Source organism: Streptomyces halobius (assembly GCF_023277745.1).
GTDB lineage: Bacteria > Actinomycetota > Actinomycetes > Streptomycetales > Streptomycetaceae > Streptomyces > Streptomyces halobius.
On sequence record NZ_CP086322.1, the window covers coordinates 5323301 to 5344740 of the forward strand.

A 21440-nucleotide genomic window follows, 5' to 3' on the forward strand; every position below is an offset into this window, starting at 1 on the left:
TAATCAAGTTCCTGGCCATCCAGTTCGTGTGGTGCGTGGCCTGAGGATCAGGGGGAAGAAGCGGCGTCGCGCGACTGGGGCTACGAATATCGCGGGTCTTTTTTCGGGTCGCTGACCATGGACGACTGCTGGGAAGGAAGAAGACCTGGTATGCCGGTTCAAGGTCCAGAAGCTGGCTCCGGGTGACGCCAAAGCCGCAACCTCTCTCTTTGGATGATGGTGAAGACACCGCTTTTGAGGAAAAGGTGTGCCGCACCGTTGCGTATGAGCGTCGAATTCGAGACTCAAGCGTTGTGCGCAAAGTGAAGGAGATGTACGACAACGCCTGTCAGATCTGTAACCTTCGCCTTGAGGTGTCGCCTGGATGCGAGGGACACAGGGAGGCGGCCCATATTCAGGCATTGGGCAAGCCGCATGGCGGCCCAGACAGGATAGGGAACGTCCTCTGCCTCTGCCCAACCTGCCATGTGTTGTTCGACCGCGGAGCCCTCCAACTCACCGATGATCTCAAGGTTGTGAACGGGCTGACGCAGCGATTCGAGACGGCCCTGACCGTGGTGGAAGAGCGCCGGATCAAGGTGGAATGCGTGCGTCAGCATCGCGCGCGCTGGGCTGATCGGTGAGTGGTCTCCCACGCTTGGATCAACGCCGGCTGCCCCCAGGCCTGGTACTGCCGTAGGTGTTGCAACAAATGCCGTTCCTGTGTCGTGAAGTCCGGTGTGGTGCCCGTGAGGTGGGCGCGCCTGCGGTGGAAGGAGAGGGCGGTGGCGAGGGCTGTGTATTCGGTTACGGCTCGGGCGGCGGCGGGGCCATGGGTTTTGTGGGCCAGGTCGCGGGCCAGGGCTCGGGTTTTGAGGGAGGAGAGGGCGGTCGGTTCGGCGGGGGTGAGCCAGCCGGTGGCCGTGTACGGGGCGAGGTAGCCGCGTAGGGAGAGAAGTTCCTGGTGGCGGGCCCAGATGGCGAGTCCGGCGAGGGTGAGGAAGAGCGGGACCATGAAGAGGCCGTAGATGGTGAGGAAGCCGAGGTCGCCGAGGTATGAGGCGGCGTTCCAGATGGCGTGCGTGAGGACGGCGGTGAGCAGGCCGAGGGCGGCGAGCGCGGTCCGGGTGGCGCGGCGGCGGGGGTAGCGGGTGGCGGCGATGCCGAATGCCAGGCCGGTGAGGATGGTGAAAAGGGGGTGGGCGAAGGGGGAGACGATGATGCGGATGAAGAAGGTGCCGGCGGTGAGGGAGTTCAGTCCGGTGTGCCCCATGGACTGGTCATGGCCGAAGGCGCTGCCCAGGTAGAGGACGTTTTCGGTGAAGGCGAAGCCGGTGGCGGTGATGCCGGCGATGACGATGCCGTCCGTGATGCCGTCGAAGTCGCGGCGGCGGAAGCGGTAGAGGAGGAGGACGGCGGCGGCCTTGACCGATTCCTCGACGATGGGGGCGATGACCCTCGCGCCCCAGGCTTCGGCGTCGGAAGGCCTGGCGGAGGCGATGTTGGCGGCCAGCCAGTCGGTGGCGAAGCCGTTGGCCGGGACCGCGACCAGGGTGACGGCGCAGGCGCCCCACGCGAAGGCGAAGGCGAGGTTGCGCCAGGGCTCGGGTTCTATGCGGTCCAGCCAGCAGAAGGCCGCGAGGAGGAGGGGGACGGGGAAGATCGCCAGGCCCAGTCCTACCAGGAAGCCTTCCGTTCCGGTCTCGCGGCGGACCATGCCGATGATGAGCACGCCGGAGAGGGCGAGCAGGGACACCAGGGCGATGGCGCGGAGGGTGTGGTTGCGCCAGAGCGCTGCCCTGTGGCGGCGTGTGCATCGGGAGTCGGCTGGTGGATCTGGGGGCGTGGTGGTGTGCGGGGTGGGTGCGTACGCCGGGAGGGGTGGTTGGGACGGGAACGAGGAGGGGGAGGACCAGGAGGAGGGGGATGAAGGGGACGGCGGGTACGACTCGTGCACCCATCGACCCTAGCGAGGGGCGAGACGGCGGGGCGAGACGGCGGGGGGTAGGTAGGCCCTCGGGGGATTCGGCCGGGGGCGTGGGCACGGAAAGCGGCTTGCCTGAGCCGGGCGGGTTTCGGGCGGCACGCCTGATCCGGGCGCTTGATCCGGGCAGGTCGCGGAGCAGCCTGCCTATGCCGGGGCGGGGCCTGGAGCGACCGCCGATGGCAGTCCCGCCGTCTGTCTACGCGGCGCGGCGGCGGAAGAGCAGGTCGTGGACGACGTGCCCCTTGTCCAGCCCCTGGCCCTCGAACTTGGTCAGCGGCCGGAAGTCCGGCCGGGGCGCGAAGGACGGGTAGAGGTTCTCCAGCGTCGGTTCGGCGGAGAGGACCTCCAGCATCTGCTCGGCGTACGGCTCCCAGTCGGTCGCGCAGTGGACGAGGGCGCCGGGCGCGAGCCGTGAGCCGGCCAGGGAGACGAACTCCGGCTGGATCAGACGGCGCTTGTGGTGGCGCTTCTTAGGCCAGGGGTCGGGGAAGTAGACGCGCAGGCCGGCGAGGGAGCCCGGGGCGAGCATCTCGCGGAGGAGGATGATCGCGTCGCCGTTGGCCACCCGGATGTTGGACAGGCCGTTCCGCTCCGCGAGACCGAGCAGATTGCCCTGGCCGGGAGTGTGGACGTCGCAGGCGAGGATGCCGGTCCCGGGGTCGGCGGCGGCCATCTGTGCGGTGGCCTCGCCCATGCCGAAGCCGATCTCCAGGACGACCGGCAGCCCGTCGAAGAAGGTGTCGAGGTCGATACGGGCGAGACCGTCGATGTCCAGGCCCCACTTCGGCCACAGGCGGCGCAGCGCGTCGGCCTGGCTGGGCGAGACACGGCTGCGGCGGGGCTGGAAGGAGCGGATCCGGCGCTCGTGGTGCGAGCCGGCGGGGTCGGCGGCGGGGCCGGTCCCGTCGGGGAACATCGGTGAGCCGCGGCGGGGAGTGGGGGAGCCGTCGGCGCCAACGAAGTCGCCGGAGCCCGCAGGGGCAGCTGAGGCGGCGGAAGCAGTGGAGGCAGCAGAGGCGGCAGACGCCGCGGAGGCAGCCTGGACGGCCGGAGCGTCGGCTGTCACGGCGTCGGCTTCGGGGGACATGGGTGCGGGAGTCACGGTTGCGGCGGTCGTGGTCGCGGCGGTGACGGGGTTCTCGGACACAGTATTTCGATTCTACGGATGGCGGGGCGGGGGTGGTTCGCCTGTGGAGGGCGGTACCTGTGCGGAGGGCGTGTGCCAGCGTGGCAGGTGGCCGGCGGGCCGCGGGCCCCAGCGCCCCACTCCGGCGTCAGCCCCAGCACAGCACTGCGCAGCCCCGCCCGCGCCAGCACTGCGCAACCCCGCCCGCCCCAGCCCTACGCGTCCCCCGCCCGCCCCGGGACCACGCAGCCCCGTCGGCCCTACAACCCCGAGCTCAGCTCCCGGACCTCACCCCCAGACCTCAGCCCGGCCCTCCTCTGCCCCGGCCCTCCTCACCCCCTGCCCTCCTTAGACCCCGGCCCTCAGCCTGCAGCCCCCACACCCCTCACCTCCAAGAAGCCCCAAGCACCCCCAACACCCGCGCCGCCACCTCGCGCCCGATCGGGAGGGATGCCGTGGCCGCCGGGGACGGGGCGTTGAGGACATGGACGATGCCGGGGGATTCGGCGAACAGGAAGTCGTCGACGAGGGTCCCGTCGGGGAGGACTGCCTGGGCGCGGACACCGGACGGGGACGGGAGGAGATCTTCGTCGCGGGCGGACGGGAGCAGGCGGCGGACCGCGTCGGCGAAAGCGCGCCGGGAGAGGGAGCGGCGCAGCTCGCCGGCGCCGTAGCGCCAATGGCGCCGGGCTATCCGCCAGGCGCCGGGGAAGGCGAGGGTGCCGACCAGCTCGGTGGGGCGGATGGTGCGCCAGCCGTAGCCCTCGCGGGCCAGTGCGGGGACGGCGTTCGGGCCGATGTGGACGGCGCCGTCGATGCCGCGGGTGAGGTGTACGCCGAGGAACGGGAAGGCCGGGTCGGGGACGGGATAGACCAGGCCGCGGACGAGGGAGGCGCGCTCCGGGGCGAGGGTGAAGTACTCGCCGCGGAACGGGACGATCCGCATGCCCGGAGGGTCGCCCGCCAAGCGGGCGATTCGGTCGCACTGCAGGCCGGCGCAGTTGACCAGGGCACGGGCGCGGTAGACCGTGCCGGCGGCCGTACGGACCGCGACCCGGCCGGGGCGGCGGCCGATGGCGGTGACCTCCTCGCCGTACGCGATCCGGGCGCCGGCGTCCATGGCGAGGCGGGCCAGCTGCCGGGCGACGGCACCGAAGTCGCAGACGCCGGTCGTGCCGACATGGATGGCGGCCAGGCCGCGCACCTCCGGTTCGTACTCGGCTATCTGGGCGGGGCCCAGCTCGCGCACCGGCAGGCCGTGCTCTCGGCCACGCTGGATCAGGCTGTGCAGCCGGGGCAGCTCGGCGCGGTCCGTGGCGACGATCAGTTTGCCGGTGACCTCATGGGGGATGTCGTGTTCCGCGCAGAACTTGACCATTTCCGCCGAGCCCTGGAGGGCGAAGCGGGCCTTGAGCGAGCCGGGCGGGTAGTAGATGCCGCTGTGGATCACGCCGCTGTTGCGCCCGGTCTGATGGCGAGCCGGTCCCGGCTCCTTCTCCAGGACCACGACCCGCGTGCCGGGCGCGGCATGCGTGATCGCATCGGCCGTGGACAGTCCGACGATGCCGGCACCGATCACCAGCACATCGCAGTCGTACGCCGCCACTGCACCTCCCCAACCGCATGACCACGGAACCGCCCATGGCCGCGGACCCGCGCGTCATCGCCCCTGACGTACTCCATCATGACGGTCACCACTGACAATGCGGCAATGACAAGCGGTGAGCGGGGTGCCGAACGACGGAACGTGCGAGCGATGCCCCGACGGAACGGTGATCGCGACGCGACGCGGGCGGGTGGCCACTGCGGCGCTGTTGCCGCACCCCACACCGCACGGGCCGCACCCCACACCGCACGGACAGCACCCCACACCGAACCGACCTGACCCCCGGCCGCCCCGCATCCACCCAGCCCAGCCCAGCCCGCCCCGCCTAAGCCGGCGCCGCCAGCAGCGGCCGGGCGCGTTCGCGCAGTTCCACGACCCGGGGCTCGTCCCCGTACGGCTCCAGGCGGTGCAGCAGATCGCGGACGTATTCGGTGGTGCGGGCGGAGGAGATCCGGCCCGCGACCTCGACCGCGCGGGTGCCCGCCGCGCAGGCCGCGTCCAGGTTGCCGGACTCCAGTTCGGCGACAGCCGAAACGACGAGGCGCAGCCCGTGGGAGCGGACGAACTCCTCGGTGGGACGGGAGAGCGCCTGCTCCGTGAAGCGGCGGACCTGGCGCGGCAGGCGCAGATCGCGGTAGCACTCGGCGGCGTCCGCGGCGAAGCGCTCGTACGAGTAGAAGTCCAGCCAGGACGGGTCGGGGTCGCCGTCGCGTGAGCGCTCCAGCCAGCCCTCGGCGGCCTTCAGCGCCACCTCACAGGCGCGCGCCTCCCCGGCCTTCGCCTGCGCCCGCGCCTCCACCAGCCGGAAGAAGCTCATCGTGCGGGCCGTCGCCAGACCGCGGTTGCGTTCCAGGGCGGCCTGCGCCAGGTCCACGCCCTCGTCGGCGAAACCGCGGTAGGTCGCCTGGAGTGACATGGAGGCCAGAACATATCCCCCCAGCGGAACATCGGCGGCAGCGCGCGCGAGCCGCAGCGCCTGGATGTAGTACCGCTGCGCGGCCTCCTGCTGGCCCGTGTCGAAGGCCATCCAGCCCGCCAGTCGGGTCAGTTCGGAGGTCGCCCCGAAGAGCGCACGGCCCACCTCGTCGCTGTACGAGGCGAGAAGCAACGGCGCCGCGTCCACCCGGAGGCACTCCGGCACCATCGAGGAACGCCAGTCCCCGCCACCGTACTTGGAGTCCCAGCGGCGCGCGTCCTCCGCCGCCTCGCGCAGCTTGGTGACATCGCTGTGGCCGACGTGCTGCGGGATCCCGGCGTCCCCGGCGGCCGCGGCGTCCTTGTCACGCGCCTCGGCCGCCTCCCGTGCCACCGAACTGTCCGCCGGGGATATCAGCCAGCGCGAGGCGGGCGTGGCGTACGCGGTGACCGCGAAGGAACCGGCCAGGCTCTGCCAGATGCCGCCGCCACCGGCCCGTCGCCCGGCCAGATCCAGTCGGTACAGCTCGGTCGCGGAGCGCACCGCCGCGCCCACGTCGCGGGGGAAGGCCAGGCCGACCTCGGGCGCCGGGTCCGCGTCGGCCAGGCCGATCTCGTGCAGCGGCACCGGCCGCCCGAGCTTGCTGCCGATCGCGGACGCGATCAGGTGGGGCGCGGCGCCCTGGGGCACCATGCCCTTGGAAACCCATCGCGCCACCGACGTCTTGTCATAACGAAGCGTCAGTCCACGCTGCGCACCGAGGTCGTTGACCCGGCGCGCCAGTCCGGCATTGCTGATCCCCGCGAGGGCGAGAACGGTGCCGAGCTTCTCGTTCGGCCCGCGTATATCCCTGGACATGCGCACCCCTCGACACAGCGACAGCCTCCCCGGTGCCCCGGGGCATGCGTCCACCCAGAGTAGTTCGCCGGATCCCGACCGTTAAGAGCCGGTGTCCCGGATGGCGAGATTCATCTTCAAACAGGGGTACGGGAATTGGCATGTGCTCCGGGTACGTGTGCCCGTGCGCCCGTCCGTGCGCGCTGGCCGCGCCCCCCCCGGGAGCGCTTCCATGGGTGCTGCGTGGGTCGGCCCGCTGCACTGGATCCAGTGGGCTGGGGGACACCGCCACCTCATTCCCCGCGGGTGGCGGTCCGGTCCGGGAGGCGAAGCCCGTCTCCCGGACTGTCGCGCGGACCGGTCACCGGCCGGTCGCCTCATCGGTTGACGTGACACCCGAACGCGTCAACTGCTCAGTACGGAACGGACTTTGGCTGAAAAGCGGTGGGTGGTGTTTTCGCGCCGCCGCCAGCTAGGGGCGCCCCGGGGGCCACACGGGGGGCCTCCCGGGGCCGTCGCGACCGGCGCGCACCGGCCCGGTTTCCCGGCTGTCGCGCGTGCGCCCCCGGTCGTGTCCACCGTTCCGCTCCGTCGCCGCCGGGCGCACGCGACGTGAACAGCCCGCATACGGGCTCCCTTTGGCCCCTCGTGCGCCCCCGCCATGGCAGCATGGTCCGCACAACAGCTTGGCAATCCGCTGTACGAGGAGGCCATGTGCCCCTCGGCGGACGGGGATTCGGGTGGAGGCGGCGATGCGCTGGTTGGTGGGGTGGAGCAGTACCGCCACGGGACCGGCTTCCACAGGGGAGAGCCGCACGGTCCACCCCGTAGGCGCCCAACTCCTTTGGGGAGACCCGGATCCGCTCTGGGCCGTCGGCGACTGGCGGCCGGACGAGGTCCGGGTGGTGCAGGCCGATCCCGAGACCCGGCTCGCCGTGTTCGGGGTCTGCGGCGCCACCGACGACCAGTTGCGCGTGGGCCTGTTCGCGGCCCGGGGCGGCGCGCTGCGCCACCTCACCGCCTGGCCGGGCAGCTACACCGCCGTCGTCCAGGTGGGGCGGCGGATCACGATCACCGGTGATCTGGCCGGTGCCCGTCCCGTCTTCCACACCCCGTGGGCGGGCGGTACGGCGTACGCGACCGCCGCTCTCCCGCTCGCCGACCTCATAGAGGCCAGCCTCGACGTCGGCCACCTGGCGGCGCTGCTGGCCTGCCCGGACGCCCCCGAGGCTCTCGGCGTCGGCACCCCGTACGAAGGGGTCCGCCGGATCCCGCCCGGCCACGCGCTGGTGCTGCGCGGCGGCGTCAGCGAGATCGCCTCCTTCGAGCCGCCCTCCTCGCTCGCCGTCGCCGCACCCCAACTCGCCCCGGAACAAGCCGTGGACGGGGTCCGTGAGGCCCTGATCGACGCCGTCCGTACCCGGCTGACGAGCCCGCGGCACACGCCCGACCCGGACGGGCCGGTTGGCCTCGACCCCGGCCCGGTGCCCGGCATGGGACCGGCCGAGCGGCGCGCCGCGCGCGGCGGACCGGCCCCCGGCATCGGCGCCGACCTCTCCGGAGGCAGCGCCTCCGGAACCCTCGCCCTCTTGGCCGCCGGTCTGCCCGGCCGGCCCGGAAGGCTCAACGGGCACGGCGAACGGCTGCTCGCCGTCACCTTCAACGACCGTGCCACAAACGGCGGTCGGCCCTACCGGGAGGCCGAACTGGAGCGTGCTCGCAGTATCGCCGACAACCCGCGGCTGCACCACGTCGTCGTCGCGGCCGGCGAAGAGGCCCTCCCGTACGCGGACCTCGACAGCGGCCCGCTCACCGACGAGCCCGCCCCCTCCCTCGTCATGGCCGGACGCCACCGGCGGCGGCTGCTGGCGGGCAGCGCGGACCACTTCGTCGGGCAGGGCGCCCGCCAGGTCCTGGACGCCCACCCCGCCCGCCTCGCCGACCTCCTCATGGACCGCCGCCGACGCCATCTGCTGCGTCCGGTCACCGCGCTCGCCAAGGCCGACGGCCCGTCCGCGCAGTCCGTCCTGGTCCCCTTCACCGTCTACCGGGCCGCCCGCAAGCTCGCCCGTACGCCCTACGGAGCCGGCATCGCCGACACGGCGCGCCGCCTCATGGAGCGACAGTTCGCCGACGCACCGGTGACCGGCGGAGCCGTCGACGCCTCGCTGGCCGCCCTCGCCTGGTGCCGCCCGGGGCCCGCGGTGCGCTGGCTCACGGGAGAGGCATTGGCCGAAGTATCGGTTCGCCTCGGCGACGCGGCGCACCGCTCGCCCGCCGTGAGCCGCCCCGGGGAGCTGCGCGCCCGCGCGGCACTGGCCCGCCAGGCCGCCGACCACCGCGTCTTCGAACAGGCCGCGGAGATCCGTGACCAGCGGCTGCACGCACCCTTCCTCGACAACCAGGTGGTGCTCGCCTGCCGCGCGCTCCCGGACACCCTGCGCGTGCAGCCCGGGGCCCGCGCGGCGGTGCTGCGCTCGGTGCTCTCCGGCGCCGGCGTACGGGACCTGCCACCCGGATGGGGCGCCACTTCGCACGTCACCCACGGGGCCGCGGTACGCGCCGGGCTGCGCGGCGCCGTCGGCGAACTGGTGACGCTCTTCGACGCGCCGCTGCTTGCCGACGCGGGGCTGGTGGAGGCACGGGTGGTGCGCAAGGCGCTCCGCTCGGCGTCCGAAGGCGCCGCGCTGCCGCTGGACGGCCTGGCGCAGCTGGTCTCCACGGAGCTGTGGCTGCGACGGCTGACGGCCCGACGGGGGACGTGCTGGACGGGCGCCTCGGCGCCCCGCCAGCGGGCGCTCGCGGGGGGAGTGGTTCCCCGCGCCCGTCTTTGAGGCGGGTTCTGTTTCGTCGCCGGGTTGGGAGGACGGAAAAGCAGTAAGGCATCTGGGGGCAGAGGAGGTCGGCCCTCTCTTCGCACCGTCACCCCACCGGGGCGGGGCGCCCACTGGGCGGGGGGCGCCCCGCAGGACGGAGTCCGGAGGATCGACCCCGCACCCACCACGACAGACCCCACGCCCCCCGCCGCCGGAACCACCCCCTCCCGCCGGTGCCGCGACCACCTCTATGGGGGGAGAAAAGCGGTGGGTTGCGCGTCGAGCAGCACCCGACGGTCGTGTCAGCGGCAACTGATCTGCGACTCCGCCCAGTCCCCCGGCCCCAGCCCACCCAGCGGCGTCTCCGGCTCGACCACCAGCCGCAGTGTCTTACGGCCCGTCAGCGGGACATGCACCGGCACCGCCGGATCCCCGCCGCGCACCACGTCCGACCGCCACAGCCGTTCCCCGTCCCCGTAGACGGAGAAGCGCAGCGCGCCCAGCCCCAGGCTCAGATCGTCGACGCCCACGAGAGCGTCGTAGGCGGTGCACGTCCGGTTGAGGTCGATGAGCACCGAGGACGACGGGTGCACGCTCACGCCGTGCCGGTATGCCGTGCCGTCGATGCGCGGCCGCTGCCGCTGCCACATCCAGCTGCTGCCCACCGCGCGCACCTCCGGCTTCGTGCCGTCGCCCGCGAAGTCGTAGTCCAGCGCGTTGACCCGGTACGGGGTCGGGGCCGGCGGGGGAGGCGGCTTCGGGGTGGGCCTGGGCGAGGAGGGCGTCGGTGTGGGGGTCGGCGTCGGCGTGGGCGGGGGCGGCTTCGGGGTCGGCGTGGGTGTCGGCTTCGGCTCCGGCTGGTGCGCGGCCGCCGCTGGCGCCGACGGTTTCGGCGTGGGCGGCGGGGGTTTGGGCGACGGCTTCCGGGGCGCCGACGGGGCCGAGGGGGCCGGCCGGTGCGGCTGGGCCTCCGTATGCGGTGCCGGTTTGGGGGTGCCGATCAGCACCAGCGTGAGCGCCACACCCGCCGCCGCCACCATCCCGACCCCGACACCGACCTTGACCGGCGCGCCGAGACCCTCGCTCGCGGCGGCCCCGCCCGCGCTCCCGGCCGCACCGGAACCGGAACCTCCGGCGGCCGCGGCCGCCCCGGCCCCCGTCGCCGCCCCCACGCCCGCGGCGCCGACCGCGGCAACCTTGACGGCGTACCCGGCGGCGAACCAGCCGATGACAGCGACCGGCAGCACCGCACCGATCCGCTGGTTGACGTCCGCGACCTCCAGCGCGGCCGTACGGCACCGGCCGCATGCGTCGAGATGCTTGCGCAGCCCCCGCTCGGCCCGCATCCGCAGCCCGCCGCGGGCATACGCGCCGAGCCGGTCGGCGTACCGTGCGCAGTCGCCGCCGGCGGTCAGCGACTGGCTCACATGCGCTTGCAGATACGCCTGCTTGAGACCCTCACGGGCGCGGTGCGCCAGGACGGCGGTGGCGTTGGCGGTCAGCCCGAGCAACGGGGCGACCTCGCTCGGCGACTCGTCCTCGATGGTGGTGTGCCACAGCACCGTCTGATAGCGCTCGGGCAGGCTGCGGAAGGCCTGCACGGCCATGGACTGCTCGGCCTCGTGCATGGCGCGGACATCCGCGCCCAGGCCCAGCGTGTCGTCGTCCATCGACGCACCGGCCGCCGACACCGCGAACACCGCGAAGTCCTCGACCAGCTGCTCCCGTTTCGTGGTTTGCGCCCAGGCCGCGGCGACCCGGCGGACCGTGGTCAGGAGGTAGGCGCGGACCGCGGAATCGGGCCCCGCGCCGCCGCGTACCGCCTGCAGCGTACGGGCGAAGACCTCGCCGGTCAGGTCCTCCGCGGTGTGCGTGTCCCGGCAGCAGCTGCGTGCGTAGCGCCGTACGGCCGCGGCGTGCCTGCGGTACATCTCCTCGTACGCGCTGTCGTCGCCGGCCCGCATGGCGGCGATCAACTGGCCGTCGGAGGGCGGGGGTTTTGCGGGCTCGGCGTCGGTGTGCAGTACGGGACCGACTGCTGCCGGCCCGGCCTCGCCGGAGCGCGTGCGCTGGGGCGGCACACTGTGGCTCTCCGGGGCCTCGGCTCGGTCGTGCCGCTCGGCGGCACCGCTCACCGGGGGAGTCGCCCCCAACGGTCCGGTCTGGCCGGGAACCTGCTCCGGCGGCGCGCCCTCGGGCCGCCCCGCGCCGGCACCGGTCTCGCCGCCGCGCTGCTCGTCCCGCCCGTCAACACCCATCGCCGAGCCCCCCGAACGCGCTGTCACACAGGAACACCGCCAAGCGTGCCACATCGACGGACCGGGCTTGAGCGCGCCTCCCGGCATCCACTTGTCCGAAGGAGCGCGCGTGCACAGCGGTCCTGACGTTCACCCGTACGGGGCGTTGTCGCGCCCTTGCGGAGCGCACTGTCACTCGTACGGAGCGAGATATCGCCCGTCCGGGGGATGCTCCGCGGGGCCGCGGAACCGTACGGCGTGCGGACCACCGGGTCCCCCAAGTTCTCGGCTTCGCTCGAACAGAGGGGACCCCCCTCGCCCGGGGCGCCCACCCACGGGGCCCGCCCGGACGTATCCGGCCGCCGGAACTCACCCGACGGGGCGCGAGCGCAGCCCCTCCAGGAGAATCTCCAACAGGCGCGCGGACGCGGCCTGCTGATGACCGGGGTCGGGCAGCGACGGCGCGCCCGTGGCGATCACCAGCAGCACATCGGCGACCGTGACATCGGAGCGCAGCTCACCGGCCTTCCTGGCACGCTCGACGAGCCGCCCGACGACCTCCAGCAGCGCCTGCGCCCCGGCGGACTCCTCGGTCTCCTGTCCGGCCTCCGGCGCCGCCGCGCCCCGCTCGTCCTCCGGCACACCCCGCTGGGCGACCACCCGCAGATCGGCGGACGGGCCTTCCGCCCCCGGCGCCATCCGCTGCTGCGGCACCCGCGTCTCGACGTCCCCCAGCTGCCCCCGGCCGGGGGCACCCCCCTCGTCCGCCGGCCTCCCGACGCTCGCACTCACCCGCAGGATGCCCGGCGGCAGCAGCCGGCCGGCACCCGAGGCGACCGACGTCCGCAGAAAGCGGGACAGCGCCGACCACGGGTCGTCCTCCTGGCCGAGCGCCGACCGCGCCTGGTCGGTCAGCCGTGCGGTCTCCTCCTCGGCTATCCGCCGGACCAGTACGTCCTTGCTCGGGAACCTGCGGTAGACCGTCCCGACACCGACCCGGGCCCGCCGGGCCACGTCCTCCATGGGCGCGCCGTACCCCAGCTCGCCGAAGACCTCGCGCGCGGCGCGCAGCACATGCTCCAGATTGCGCTGGGCGTCCACCCGCAGTGGCGTGCTCCGGCCGCCGCTGCCGCGACCGGCTGTCCCGACGCCGCCGTTTCCGCCGCTCCGCCCGTTTCCGCTGCCATGGCCATGGGTGCCGTTGTCGTTACCGCCGCCGGATGTATGTGCGGTCGCGACGGCTGTCGGCCATTGAGAGCCCTGAATATGCATATTGATCCCCCGGTAATGAACGTCTCCCCCCGGAGACTCCCCGCCCTGACGGTCGGGGTGTACCGACGAGAGGGTGCACCCCAACGACATACGAACATAGTTGAGCCCGGGTCAAGAATGAAGGGGGTGTTCCGCACACTGCGCCCCCGAACGGCGTAACAGGGCCGATCCGCCCGGAATGCACACCCGCGCTCTTCCCGCCACCAGCCCTCTGACCTGCGCACCTTTCGCCACACCGGCGGAACGGGAGACTCCGTCCCCAGAACCGCGCCGGGTCATACATTTCGTCGGGCCTGTGGACAAAGGCGCGCCGGGGGTGCGTCATGGAGACAGTGCTGCGCTTTCCCGGGGGCGCAGCGCCCCAGGTGACCGTGCCGTCGGCCGGCCACCGGATCGGTGCCGCCCCGGGCCCGGTCGACCTCGCGAGGAGAACGTCTGTGAAGGCTGTGGCTGCGAACGACGTGGCGCGCATTCTCGTTGTCGGCGGTGGCTACGTGGGCATGTATACCGCCCTGGGCCTGCAGCGGAACCTGAAGCGGGAACTGCGGCAGGGCACGGTCGAGGTCGTCGTGGTCGACCCCGAGCCGTATATGACCTATCAGCCGTTCCTGCCCGAGGCCGCGGCCGGCTCCATCTCGCCGCGCCATGTCGTCGTCCCGCTGCGCCGGGTGCTGCCGCAGTGCAAGGTCGTGATCGGCGAGGTCACCGCCATCGACCACGACGAGCGGAAGGCCACCGTCAAGACCCTGGCCGCCGAGGAGCTCGAAGACGGCGCGCTCACCATGGCGTACGACGAACTGGTCCTCGCGCCGGGCTCGGTCTCCCGCACCCTCCCCGTCCCGGGCCTGGCCGACTTCGGCATCGGCTTCAAGACCGTCGAAGAGGCCATCGGGCTGCGCAACCACGTCCTCGAACAGCTCGACATCGCGTCCTCCACCCGCGACCCGGCGGTCCGCGACGCGGCGCTGACCTTCGTCTTCGTGGGCGGCGGTTACGCGGGCGTGGAAGCGCTGGCCGAACTGGAGGACATGGCCCGCTACGCCTCCCGCTACTACCACAACGTCAAGCCCGACGACATGAAGTGGATCCTGGTCGAGGCGACCGGCCGGATCCTGCCGGAAGTGGGCCCGGACATGGGCCGGTACGCCGTACGCGAGCTGCGGGGACGCAATATCGACGTACGGCTCGACACCCGGCTGGACTCCTGCGAGGACCGGGTCGCCCAGCTCAGCGACGGCGCCCGCTTCCCGACCAGAACCCTGGTGTGGACCGCCGGCGTCAAACCGAGCCCCATCCTGGCCGCGACCCAACTGCCGCTGAACGACCGCGGCCGCCTCAAGTGCACCGCCGCACTCCAGGTGGAGGGCGTCGAACACACCTGGTCCGCCGGTGACGCGGCCGCGGTCCCGGACCTGACGGCCGAACCGCCCGCGAAACCCGACGAGCCGCCCGCGCAGTGCGCGCCCAACGCACAGCACGCCCTCCGGCAGGCGAAGGTGCTCGCCGAGAACGTCGCCGCCGCGGTGCGCGGCGGGCCGATCAAGAACTACGAGCACAAATACGCCGGATCGGTGGCCTCGCTCGGCCTCCACAAGGGCGTCGCGCATGTCTACGGGCGCAAACTCAAGGGCTATCCGGCGTGGCTGATGCACCGCGCCTATCACCTCAGCCGGGTGCCCACCTTCAACCGCAAGGCGCGGGTGCTCGCCGAATGGACCCTCGCCAGCCTGTTCAAGCGCGAGATCGTCTCGCTCGGCTCGCTGGAGAACCCGCGCGCCGAGTTCGAACTCGCCGCGGGCACCGGACGCCACAACGAAGCCAGCTGACCGGCACGCCCAACCGGCCGACCGACCTCCGGTTGACGTTCCGTCACCTACCGGGTCACCCGAATGGACCGCGGCGTGGAACTTCCCCCGCGGTCCCCGGCGTCTGACGGATGCCAGTCCGGTCGGCCACACTGGACGTGTGACCATGGGTGGGCTCGTATCTGCAAAGAGTGACAATCACGAGGATTCTGGACGTTTGCTGCATTCCACCAGAGGGCGCCGAGAGTGCCCCCAGCCGACAGTTCCCTTGGGGGCACCCCCACCCGGCGTCAGCCGGGGGACTTCGGCCGGGCGGTACCCCCAAGCCGACGGCCCGACCCCGCGCGACGACGCGAACTAAGAGGTACACCTCCGTGATCTTCACGCGCTGGAGCGCCAAGTTCCCCGGCACACAGCGGCGCGCCGCCGCCCGGTCCGACCGCGCCGCGCCGCGCCCCGCGTCCGCCGCGCCGGTCACCCCGTCCGCCGAGGCACCGGCGGACGGGGTGCACGCGGCGGACACCACCCCCGACGCCCCGACCGCCGGCTCCGGCGCCGTCCCCGTGGCCCGCGCCGCGCGCCCCGACCACCCCGAAACGGCCGCCTCCGAAGACGTCGTCCCCCGCGGTCTGCCGCCCACCGTCGACGCCCTGTCCGTCCACGACATCCTCGGCACCATCCCCGCCCTGGTGGCCGTCGTCTACGGCCCCGAGCACCGCATCGCGTACGTCAACGGCGCCTACGCCACCGTCTTCGGCCCCCGCCCGGCCGGCCACACCGCGCGCGAAGCCCTCCCCGAACTCGACGAACTCGGCCTGCTCCCGCTGATGGACCAGGTCCTGCGCAGCGGCAAGCCCCGTACGGTCAAGTCCCGCAAGGTCCCCGGCGCCGCGGGATCCGACCGCTCCCGGGACGGCTACTACACCTTCACCTGCACCCCCATCGAGGTCGCCGCCAGCGGCCCGGCCCCCGACCCGGAAGTCGCCTGCGTCGCCCCGCACAAGGGCGTCCTCGTCTTCGGCGCGGACGTCACCGACCAGATCGAGTCCGCCGAGCGGCTGCGCGCCAGCGAAGCCCGCCAGCGCGAGGCCGCCGTCACCCTCCAACGCTCCCTGCTCCCCCAGGAACTGGAGCAGCCCGACGACCTCCGGGTGGCCGCCACCTACCAGCCCGGCGGCACGGACGCCGCGGTCGGCGGCGACTGGTACGACGTCATCACCCTCGGCGCCGGCCGTACCGCCCTGGTCATCGGCGACGTCATGGGCCGCGGCGTCCGCGCCGCCGCCGTCATGGGCCAGCTGCGCACCGCCGTCCGCGCCTACGCCCGCCTCGACCTCCCGCCCCACGAAGTCCTGCAGCTCCTGGACGGTCTGGCCGCCGAGATCGACGCCAGCCAGATCGCCACCTGCGTCTACGCCGTCCACGACCCCAACGAAGGCCGCCTGGTCTACGCCTCGGCCGGCCACCTCCCCATCCTGGTCCGCGACCCGGACGGCACCGTCCGCCGTGCCGCCGAACCGACCGGACCACCCCTGGGCACCGGCGGCTGGCTGCACACCTCGGGCTCGGTGCCCCTGGGGCCCGGATCCAGCGCCGTCCTCTACACCGACGGCCTCGTGGAGCGCCGCGACAAGGACATCGACCATGGCGTCGAGGACCTGGAACGCGCCTTCGCGGGAGCCACCGGCGCTCCCGACATCGTCTGCGACCGCCTGCTGCGCTCCCTCGGCATCACCGCAACCCACGACGACGACGTCGCCATCCTCGTCCTCCAGCACCCCGAGCGGACCGGCCACGACGCCGAGCTCTTCCACAACGCCGCCCTCGAACTCCACGGCGGCACGGAAGCGGCCCCGCGCGCCCGCGCCTTCGCCTCCGGCGTCCTCGCGTCCTGGCGCTTCTCCCCGGAGCTCCACGACCTCGGCGTCCTGGCCGCCAGCGAACTGGTCGCCAACTCCCTCCAGCACGGCACGCCCCCCATGCGTCTCCGCCTCCGCCGCACCGACCGCCGCCTGATCGTCGAAGTCACCGACGGCGACGACCACCTCCCCCGCCGCCGCCGAGCCGAACCGGCCGACGAAGCCGGCCGGGGCATCTCCATCGTCGCGACCATCGCCTCGTCCTGGGGCTCCCGCAGAACCCCGGGCGGCGGCAAAGCAGTCTGGTGCGAATTCGCACTGCCCCGGGGCTAGTCGTCCAGCCCCGCTCGGCCCGAGCCCTGGCTCTCCCCCCTCGGGGGGGCAGAGCTCCGGTTTCGGGAAGGGGCGGCCGGGGCACCTCACATGGTTGCGGCCACCCGCTCCGGCGCCTCGGCCCGAGGCGCGGGAACCGACGCCATCGCCCGACGAGGATCGTCCTGCGCCGGGCTGAGCATCCTGCCCAACCGCAGCGCCAGCCCCGAGATCCCCAGCGCGCACAGCACCAGCATCCCGATGTACGCCACGTACATTCCATGCCCCACCATCAACGCGCCCACTGCCGGCCCCACGGCCAACGCCAACTGCTTGACCAACGCGAACGCCGAGTTGTACTGACCGATCAGCGACGCCGGCGCCAGATCCGCCACCAGCGGCGCCACCGTCGGCGACAGCATCGACTCACCTATACCGAACAGCGCGTACGTCGAGATCAGCAGTGTCGTCGCCACCACCTGCGCACCATGCACCAGCCCGGACAGTCCGGCCGCTATCCACGCCACGGTCCATATGAGCCCGACCAGCGCCATGACCCGGCTGCGCCGCCGCCGCTCGACCAGTTTGAGCACCACGAACTGCGCCGCCACGATCGCCGCCGTGTTCGCCGCGAGCGCGATGCCCAGCGTGGCCGGCGGAATCCGGGTGACCTCGGTGGCGTACGCCGCGAGGCCCGACTCGAACTGCCCGTAGCAGGCGAAGAACAGCACAAAGCCCAGCACACACAGCCACACCATCCGCCGGTCGGCGAACAGCGCCCGCCAGGCACCCTTGGCGCGCTCTCCGGTCGGCACCGCGTCCTCGACCTTCGGCGTCCGCGGCAGCCGTACGCTCGCGATCGCCGCACCGAGCACCAGGAACATCGTGGCCTCGATGGCGAACAGCCGCACAAAGCTCGTCGCATGCGACTCGTCGACCAGCAGCCCGCCGACCAGCCCGCCGACCCCCAGGCCGAGGTTGTTCAGAAAGAACTGGGTGGCGAACGCCCGCGACCTGGTCACCGTCGTCGAGCACCACACAATCATCGTCGCGAGGGCCGGCTGGATCACCGCTATACCCGCACCGAGCGCGATGGCGGACACGATGACCAGCGGCTCCGAGGCGGACAGCCCGAGGCCCAGCGCGCCGGCGGCGGCGGAGACCGTACCGACGATGGCCACCGGCAGCGGGCCACGCCGGTCGATGGCCCGACCGGTCACCGGCAGAACGACCAGGGCGGACACCGCCAGCATCGCCAGCACCACACCGGCCGTACTCGCACCGAGGTCACGCACCTTCGCCACATAGACGTACAGATACGGAACCGTGAAGCCGTTGCCGAACGCGCTCAGCGCGTTCCCCAGCTGGATTCGGCGCAGAGCGGCGCCCATCGCGGTGGTCACACTCACCTACCTAGGTCATGTCGTAAGACGGATTGGAGGACGAACTCACGCGCCGCAGCCGTCACAGAGAGTCTCACTCTGAAGACTTCAACACTAAAGTTCAGAGCTAAAGAGTACATGCAGAAGGTCTTCAAGGCCAATGTCTTTCGTGTCATACTGCGCCGCATGCCAGAGCCCTCAGATGCGGCCGCCGACGCAGCCGAGCCGAGCCTTGAGGAACAGATCGCGGCCTACCAGCGTGAGTTCCAAGACCTCGACCCCCAGGTGGAACAGGTCGTCTCCGCACTTCAGCGCCTCAACCGTCGGATGAACGTCGCCTACGGACGACAGACGGCCACCCTCGGCCTGAGCAACGCCGAATGGGAGGTCCTCAAAGCCCTGGTCCTGTCCGGCGCCCCCTACCGCTTGGGGCCCGGCGAACTCGCCAAACGACTCGGCCTCACGCCGGCCGCCATGACCCACCGCATCGACCGCATGGCGAGCGAGGGCCTGGTCACACGAGAGCGCGACGAGAACAACCGGGTCCGCGTCATCGTCGGGCTGACCAATGAGGGACACCAGAAGTGGCACGAGGCGATGCGCCTGGCCACGGTGTTCGAGGGGGACCTCCTCCAGGACCTCTCCGGCGAAGAACGCACCCTCCTCGGCGAGGTGCTGACCCGCCTGCTGCGCCGTGTGGAGGAAACCCAACCGGACGCCGGCGGACGACTGAACGACCTCGACTGACTCAAGTTGACACGGGGATGGCCCATCCGTAGTGTTCTCCGAGTTGCCATGGAGCCGTAACGGTTCTGCGGTAGCCATCCCGCCGCAACAGCGGCACACCACTACTGCACGGCCCCTCATCGGGATCGTTTTCGCATGCCGAAATTCGATTCCACTGACTCAAATCGAATCAATCGCTCGATCGACTCGATTTGAATCACCGAGGAATTCCGCTAAAGTAGTGACCACGCCGAAAGGTGCGGCAGTAAAAAGCCGCTCCACGGCAGCCCGACGGGATCGGAACTGAATTCGAACCGTGCGACTTTCGAGAAGCACCGGCCGAAATCAGCTCTGATACAGTCGGAGCAAGATCGAAAGGCGAAAGCCGGACGGTCGACCCCGCTCCAACAGGGGCCGGATACGGAAACGGATCTGGTAGGTTGGAAACCGTGAGGAAGCCGAGAGGCGGAATCGCACCGGCGGAAATCAGGACCGCGAGGATCTGGTAGAGTCGGAAACGCAAGACCGAAGGGAAGCGCCCGGAGGGCCTGGTGAAACAGGCGCGAAGGAAGCGTCCGTTCCTTGAGAACTCAACAGCGTGCCAAAAGTCAACGCCAGATATGTTGATACCCCGTCTCCTCTTGTGGAGATGAGGTTCCTTTGAAAGCCCACTCCGCTTTTGTCGGGGTGGCACACACAGCGAGGATGCTGTGAACCACCGGATTATTCCTCTGGTGGTTCCGCTCAACGCGAGTGTTCGGCCGGATATCCGGTACACATTCACGGAGAGTTTGATCCTGGCTCAGGACGAACGCTGGCGGCGTGCTTAACACATGCAAGTCGAACGATGAAGCCGCTTCGGTGGTGGATTAGTGGCGAACGGGTGAGTAACACGTGGGCAATCTGCCCTTCACTCTGGGACAAGCCCTGGAAACGGGGTCTAATACCGGATATGACACACGGCCGCATGGTCTGTGTGTGGAAAGCTCCGGCGGTGAAGGATGAGCCCGCGGCCTATCAGCTTGTTGGTGGGGTGATGGCCTACCAAGGCGACGACGGGTAGCCGGCCTGAGAGGGCGACCGGCCACACTGGGACTGAGACACGGCCCAGACTCCTACGGGAGGCAGCAGTGGGGAATATTGCACAATGGGCGCAAGCCTGATGCAGCGACGCCGCGTGAGGGATGACGGCCTTCGGGTTGTAAACCTCTTTCAGCAGGGAAGAAGCGCAAGTGACGGTACCTGCAGAAGAAGCGCCGGCTAACTACGTGCCAGCAGCCGCGGTAATACGTAGGGCGCAAGCGTTGTCCGGAATTATTGGGCGTAAAGAGCTCGTAGGCGGCTTGTCGCGTCGGATGTGAAAGCCCGGGGCTTAACTCCGGGTCTGCATTCGATACGGGCAGGCTAGAGTTCGGTAGGGGAGATCGGAATTCCTGGTGTAGCGGTGAAATGCGCAGATATCAGGAGGAACACCGGTGGCGAAGGCGGATCTCTGGGCCGATACTGACGCTGAGGAGCGAAAGCGTGGGGAGCGAACAGGATTAGATACCCTGGTAGTCCACGCCGTAAACGTTGGGAACTAGGTGTGGGCGACATTCCACGTCGTCCGTGCCGCAGCTAACGCATTAAGTTCCCCGCCTGGGGAGTACGGCCGCAAGGCTAAAACTCAAAGGAATTGACGGGGGCCCGCACAAGCAGCGGAGCATGTGGCTTAATTCGACGCAACGCGAAGAACCTTACCAAGGCTTGACATACACCGGAAAACCCTGGAGACAGGGTCCCCCTTGTGGTCGGTGTACAGGTGGTGCATGGCTGTCGTCAGCTCGTGTCGTGAGATGTTGGGTTAAGTCCCGCAACGAGCGCAACCCTTGTTCTGTGTTGCCAGCATGCCTTTCGGGGTGATGGGGACTCACAGGAGACTGCCGGGGTCAACTCGGAGGAAGGTGGGGACGACGTCAAGTCATCATGCCCCTTATGTCTTGGGCTGCACACGTGCTACAATGGCCGGTACAATGAGCTGCGATGCCGTGAGGTGGAGCGAATCTCAAAAAGCCGGTCTCAGTTCGGATTGGGGTCTGCAACTCGACCCCATGAAGTCGGAGTTGCTAGTAATCGCAGATCAGCATTGCTGCGGTGAATACGTTCCCGGGCCTTGTACACACCGCCCGTCACGTCACGAAAGTCGGTAACACCCGAAGCCGGTGGCCCAACCCCTTGTGGGAGGGAATCGTCGAAGGTGGGACTGGCGATTGGGACGAAGTCGTAACAAGGTAGCCGTACCGGAAGGTGCGGCTGGATCACCTCCTTTCTAAGGAGCATCTAGGCAGCCGGAAGGTTGTCCAGGGCCATAACGCAGGCGAGTGTTCTGCGGTGGTTGCTCATGGGTGGAACGTTGACTATTCGGCGCACTTGGTTGGTTGTCACTAGTACTGCTTCGGCGTGGAACGTGGGGATTGATGAGGTGGGTCGGGCACGCTGTTGGGTGTCTGAGGGTGCGGACTTGATGTCTGGCCTTCGGGATGCCGGCCCCAGTGAACTCGTCTTGTGTGGCGGGGTGGTGGGTGGCTGGTCGTTGCTTGA

The 21440-nt window shown here is 70.7% G+C and carries 12 protein-coding genes and 1 rRNA gene; 6 read left to right on the plus strand and 7 right to left on the minus strand.

Annotation, left to right across the window (positions count from 1 at the left end):
• Positions 1-209 precede the first annotated feature (209 nt).
• Complete coding sequence (locus K9S39_RS24195) at positions 210-623, plus strand: HNH endonuclease (protein ID WP_248865434.1); 414 nt, start codon at positions 210-212, stop codon at positions 621-623.
• On the opposite strand, the gene K9S39_RS24200 is transcribed toward K9S39_RS24195, so the two are convergent.
• The 4 genes from K9S39_RS24200 to K9S39_RS24215 form a co-directional block, all read right to left on the minus strand.
• Entirely contained in the window at positions 593-1735 is a 1143-nt protein-coding gene (locus tag K9S39_RS24200) for a PrsW family intramembrane metalloprotease (protein WP_319949580.1), read from the minus strand. The two genes, K9S39_RS24195 and K9S39_RS24200, sit on opposite strands and share 31 nt — an antisense overlap.
• A gap of 427 nt (positions 1736-2162) precedes the next feature.
• The gene (gene trmB, locus K9S39_RS24205) at positions 2163-3053 is read right to left on the minus strand and encodes a tRNA (guanosine(46)-N7)-methyltransferase TrmB (protein WP_248868934.1); all 891 of its coding nucleotides are present in this window, start codon (positions 3051-3053) and stop codon (positions 2163-2165) included.
• 424 nt (positions 3054-3477) lie between these two features.
• On the minus strand, positions 3478-4698 hold the full coding sequence (lhgO, locus tag K9S39_RS24210; protein WP_248865436.1) for an L-2-hydroxyglutarate oxidase: 1221 nt from the start codon (positions 4696-4698) through the stop codon (positions 3478-3480).
• Positions 4699-5023: 325 nt separating this feature from the next.
• Positions 5024-6472: an MFS transporter gene (locus K9S39_RS24215; RefSeq protein ID WP_248865437.1), complete on the minus strand. Its 1449-nt coding sequence runs from the start codon at positions 6470-6472 to the stop codon at positions 5024-5026.
• 731 nt (positions 6473-7203) lie between these two features.
• Here K9S39_RS24215 and K9S39_RS24220 point away from each other — a divergent pair.
• Positions 7204-9285, plus strand: coding sequence for an asparagine synthase-related protein (locus K9S39_RS24220; protein WP_248865438.1), 2082 nt, complete (start codon positions 7204-7206; stop codon positions 9283-9285).
• A gap of 284 nt (positions 9286-9569) precedes the next feature.
• Here the strand turns inward: K9S39_RS24220 and K9S39_RS24225 are convergent, their stop codons facing one another.
• Together K9S39_RS24225 and K9S39_RS24230 are read right to left on the minus strand one after the other, a co-directional pair.
• Positions 9570-11525: a sigma-70 family RNA polymerase sigma factor gene (locus tag K9S39_RS24225; RefSeq protein ID WP_248865439.1), complete on the minus strand. Its 1956-nt coding sequence runs from the start codon at positions 11523-11525 to the stop codon at positions 9570-9572.
• Positions 11526-11873: 348 nt separating this feature from the next.
• Positions 11874-12776 carry a TetR/AcrR family transcriptional regulator gene (locus tag K9S39_RS24230; protein WP_248865440.1) on the minus strand — a complete coding sequence of 301 codons (903 nt, stop codon included), beginning with the start codon at positions 12774-12776 and terminating at the stop codon, positions 11874-11876.
• 323 nt (positions 12777-13099) lie between these two features.
• Between K9S39_RS24230 and K9S39_RS24235 the strand changes: the two genes are divergently transcribed.
• Positions 13100-14602, plus strand: a complete 1503-nt coding sequence (locus K9S39_RS24235; protein ID WP_406708005.1) for an NAD(P)/FAD-dependent oxidoreductase — start codon at positions 13100-13102, stop codon at positions 14600-14602.
• 353 nt (positions 14603-14955) lie between these two features.
• Positions 14956-16773: an ATP-binding SpoIIE family protein phosphatase gene (locus K9S39_RS24240; protein WP_248865441.1), complete on the plus strand. Its 1818-nt coding sequence runs from the start codon at positions 14956-14958 to the stop codon at positions 16771-16773.
• Between the two features lie 86 nt (positions 16774-16859).
• On the opposite strand, the gene K9S39_RS24245 is transcribed toward K9S39_RS24240, so the two are convergent.
• Entirely contained in the window at positions 16860-18155 is a 1296-nt protein-coding gene (locus tag K9S39_RS24245; protein ID WP_248868936.1) for an MFS transporter, read from the minus strand.
• Positions 18156-18320: 165 nt separating this feature from the next.
• Here K9S39_RS24245 and K9S39_RS24250 point away from each other — a divergent pair, with 165 nt between their 5' ends.
• Positions 18321-18881 (plus strand): MarR family winged helix-turn-helix transcriptional regulator, encoded by a 561-nt coding sequence (locus tag K9S39_RS24250; protein ID WP_248865442.1) that lies wholly within the window; start codon positions 18321-18323, stop codon positions 18879-18881.
• Positions 18882-19639: 758 nt separating this feature from the next.
• Positions 19640-21168: ribosomal RNA gene (locus K9S39_RS24255) — 16S ribosomal RNA — on the plus strand.
• The last annotated feature ends 272 nt before the right edge of the window (positions 21169-21440 follow it).

Bases quoted from the DNA above. Each gene is read 5' to 3' on its own strand.
- trmB (WP_248868934.1), bottom strand. From the start codon at position 3,053: ATGTCCCCCGAAGCCGACGCCGTGACAGCCGACGCTCCGGCCGTCCAG.
- K9S39_RS24215 (WP_248865437.1), bottom strand. From the start codon at position 6,472: ATGTCCAGGGATATACGCGGGCCGAACGAGAAGCTCGGCACCGTTCTC.
- K9S39_RS24220 (WP_248865438.1), top strand. From the start codon at position 7,204: ATGCGCTGGTTGGTGGGGTGGAGCAGTACCGCCACGGGACCGGCTTCC.
- K9S39_RS24225 (WP_248865439.1), bottom strand. From the start codon at position 11,525: ATGGGTGTTGACGGGCGGGACGAGCAGCGCGGCGGCGAGACCGGTGCC.
- K9S39_RS24230 (WP_248865440.1), bottom strand. From the start codon at position 12,776: ATGCATATTCAGGGCTCTCAATGGCCGACAGCCGTCGCGACCGCACAT.
- K9S39_RS24235 (WP_406708005.1), top strand. From the start codon at position 13,100: ATGGAGACAGTGCTGCGCTTTCCCGGGGGCGCAGCGCCCCAGGTGACC.
- K9S39_RS24250 (WP_248865442.1), top strand. From the start codon at position 18,321: ATGCCAGAGCCCTCAGATGCGGCCGCCGACGCAGCCGAGCCGAGCCTT.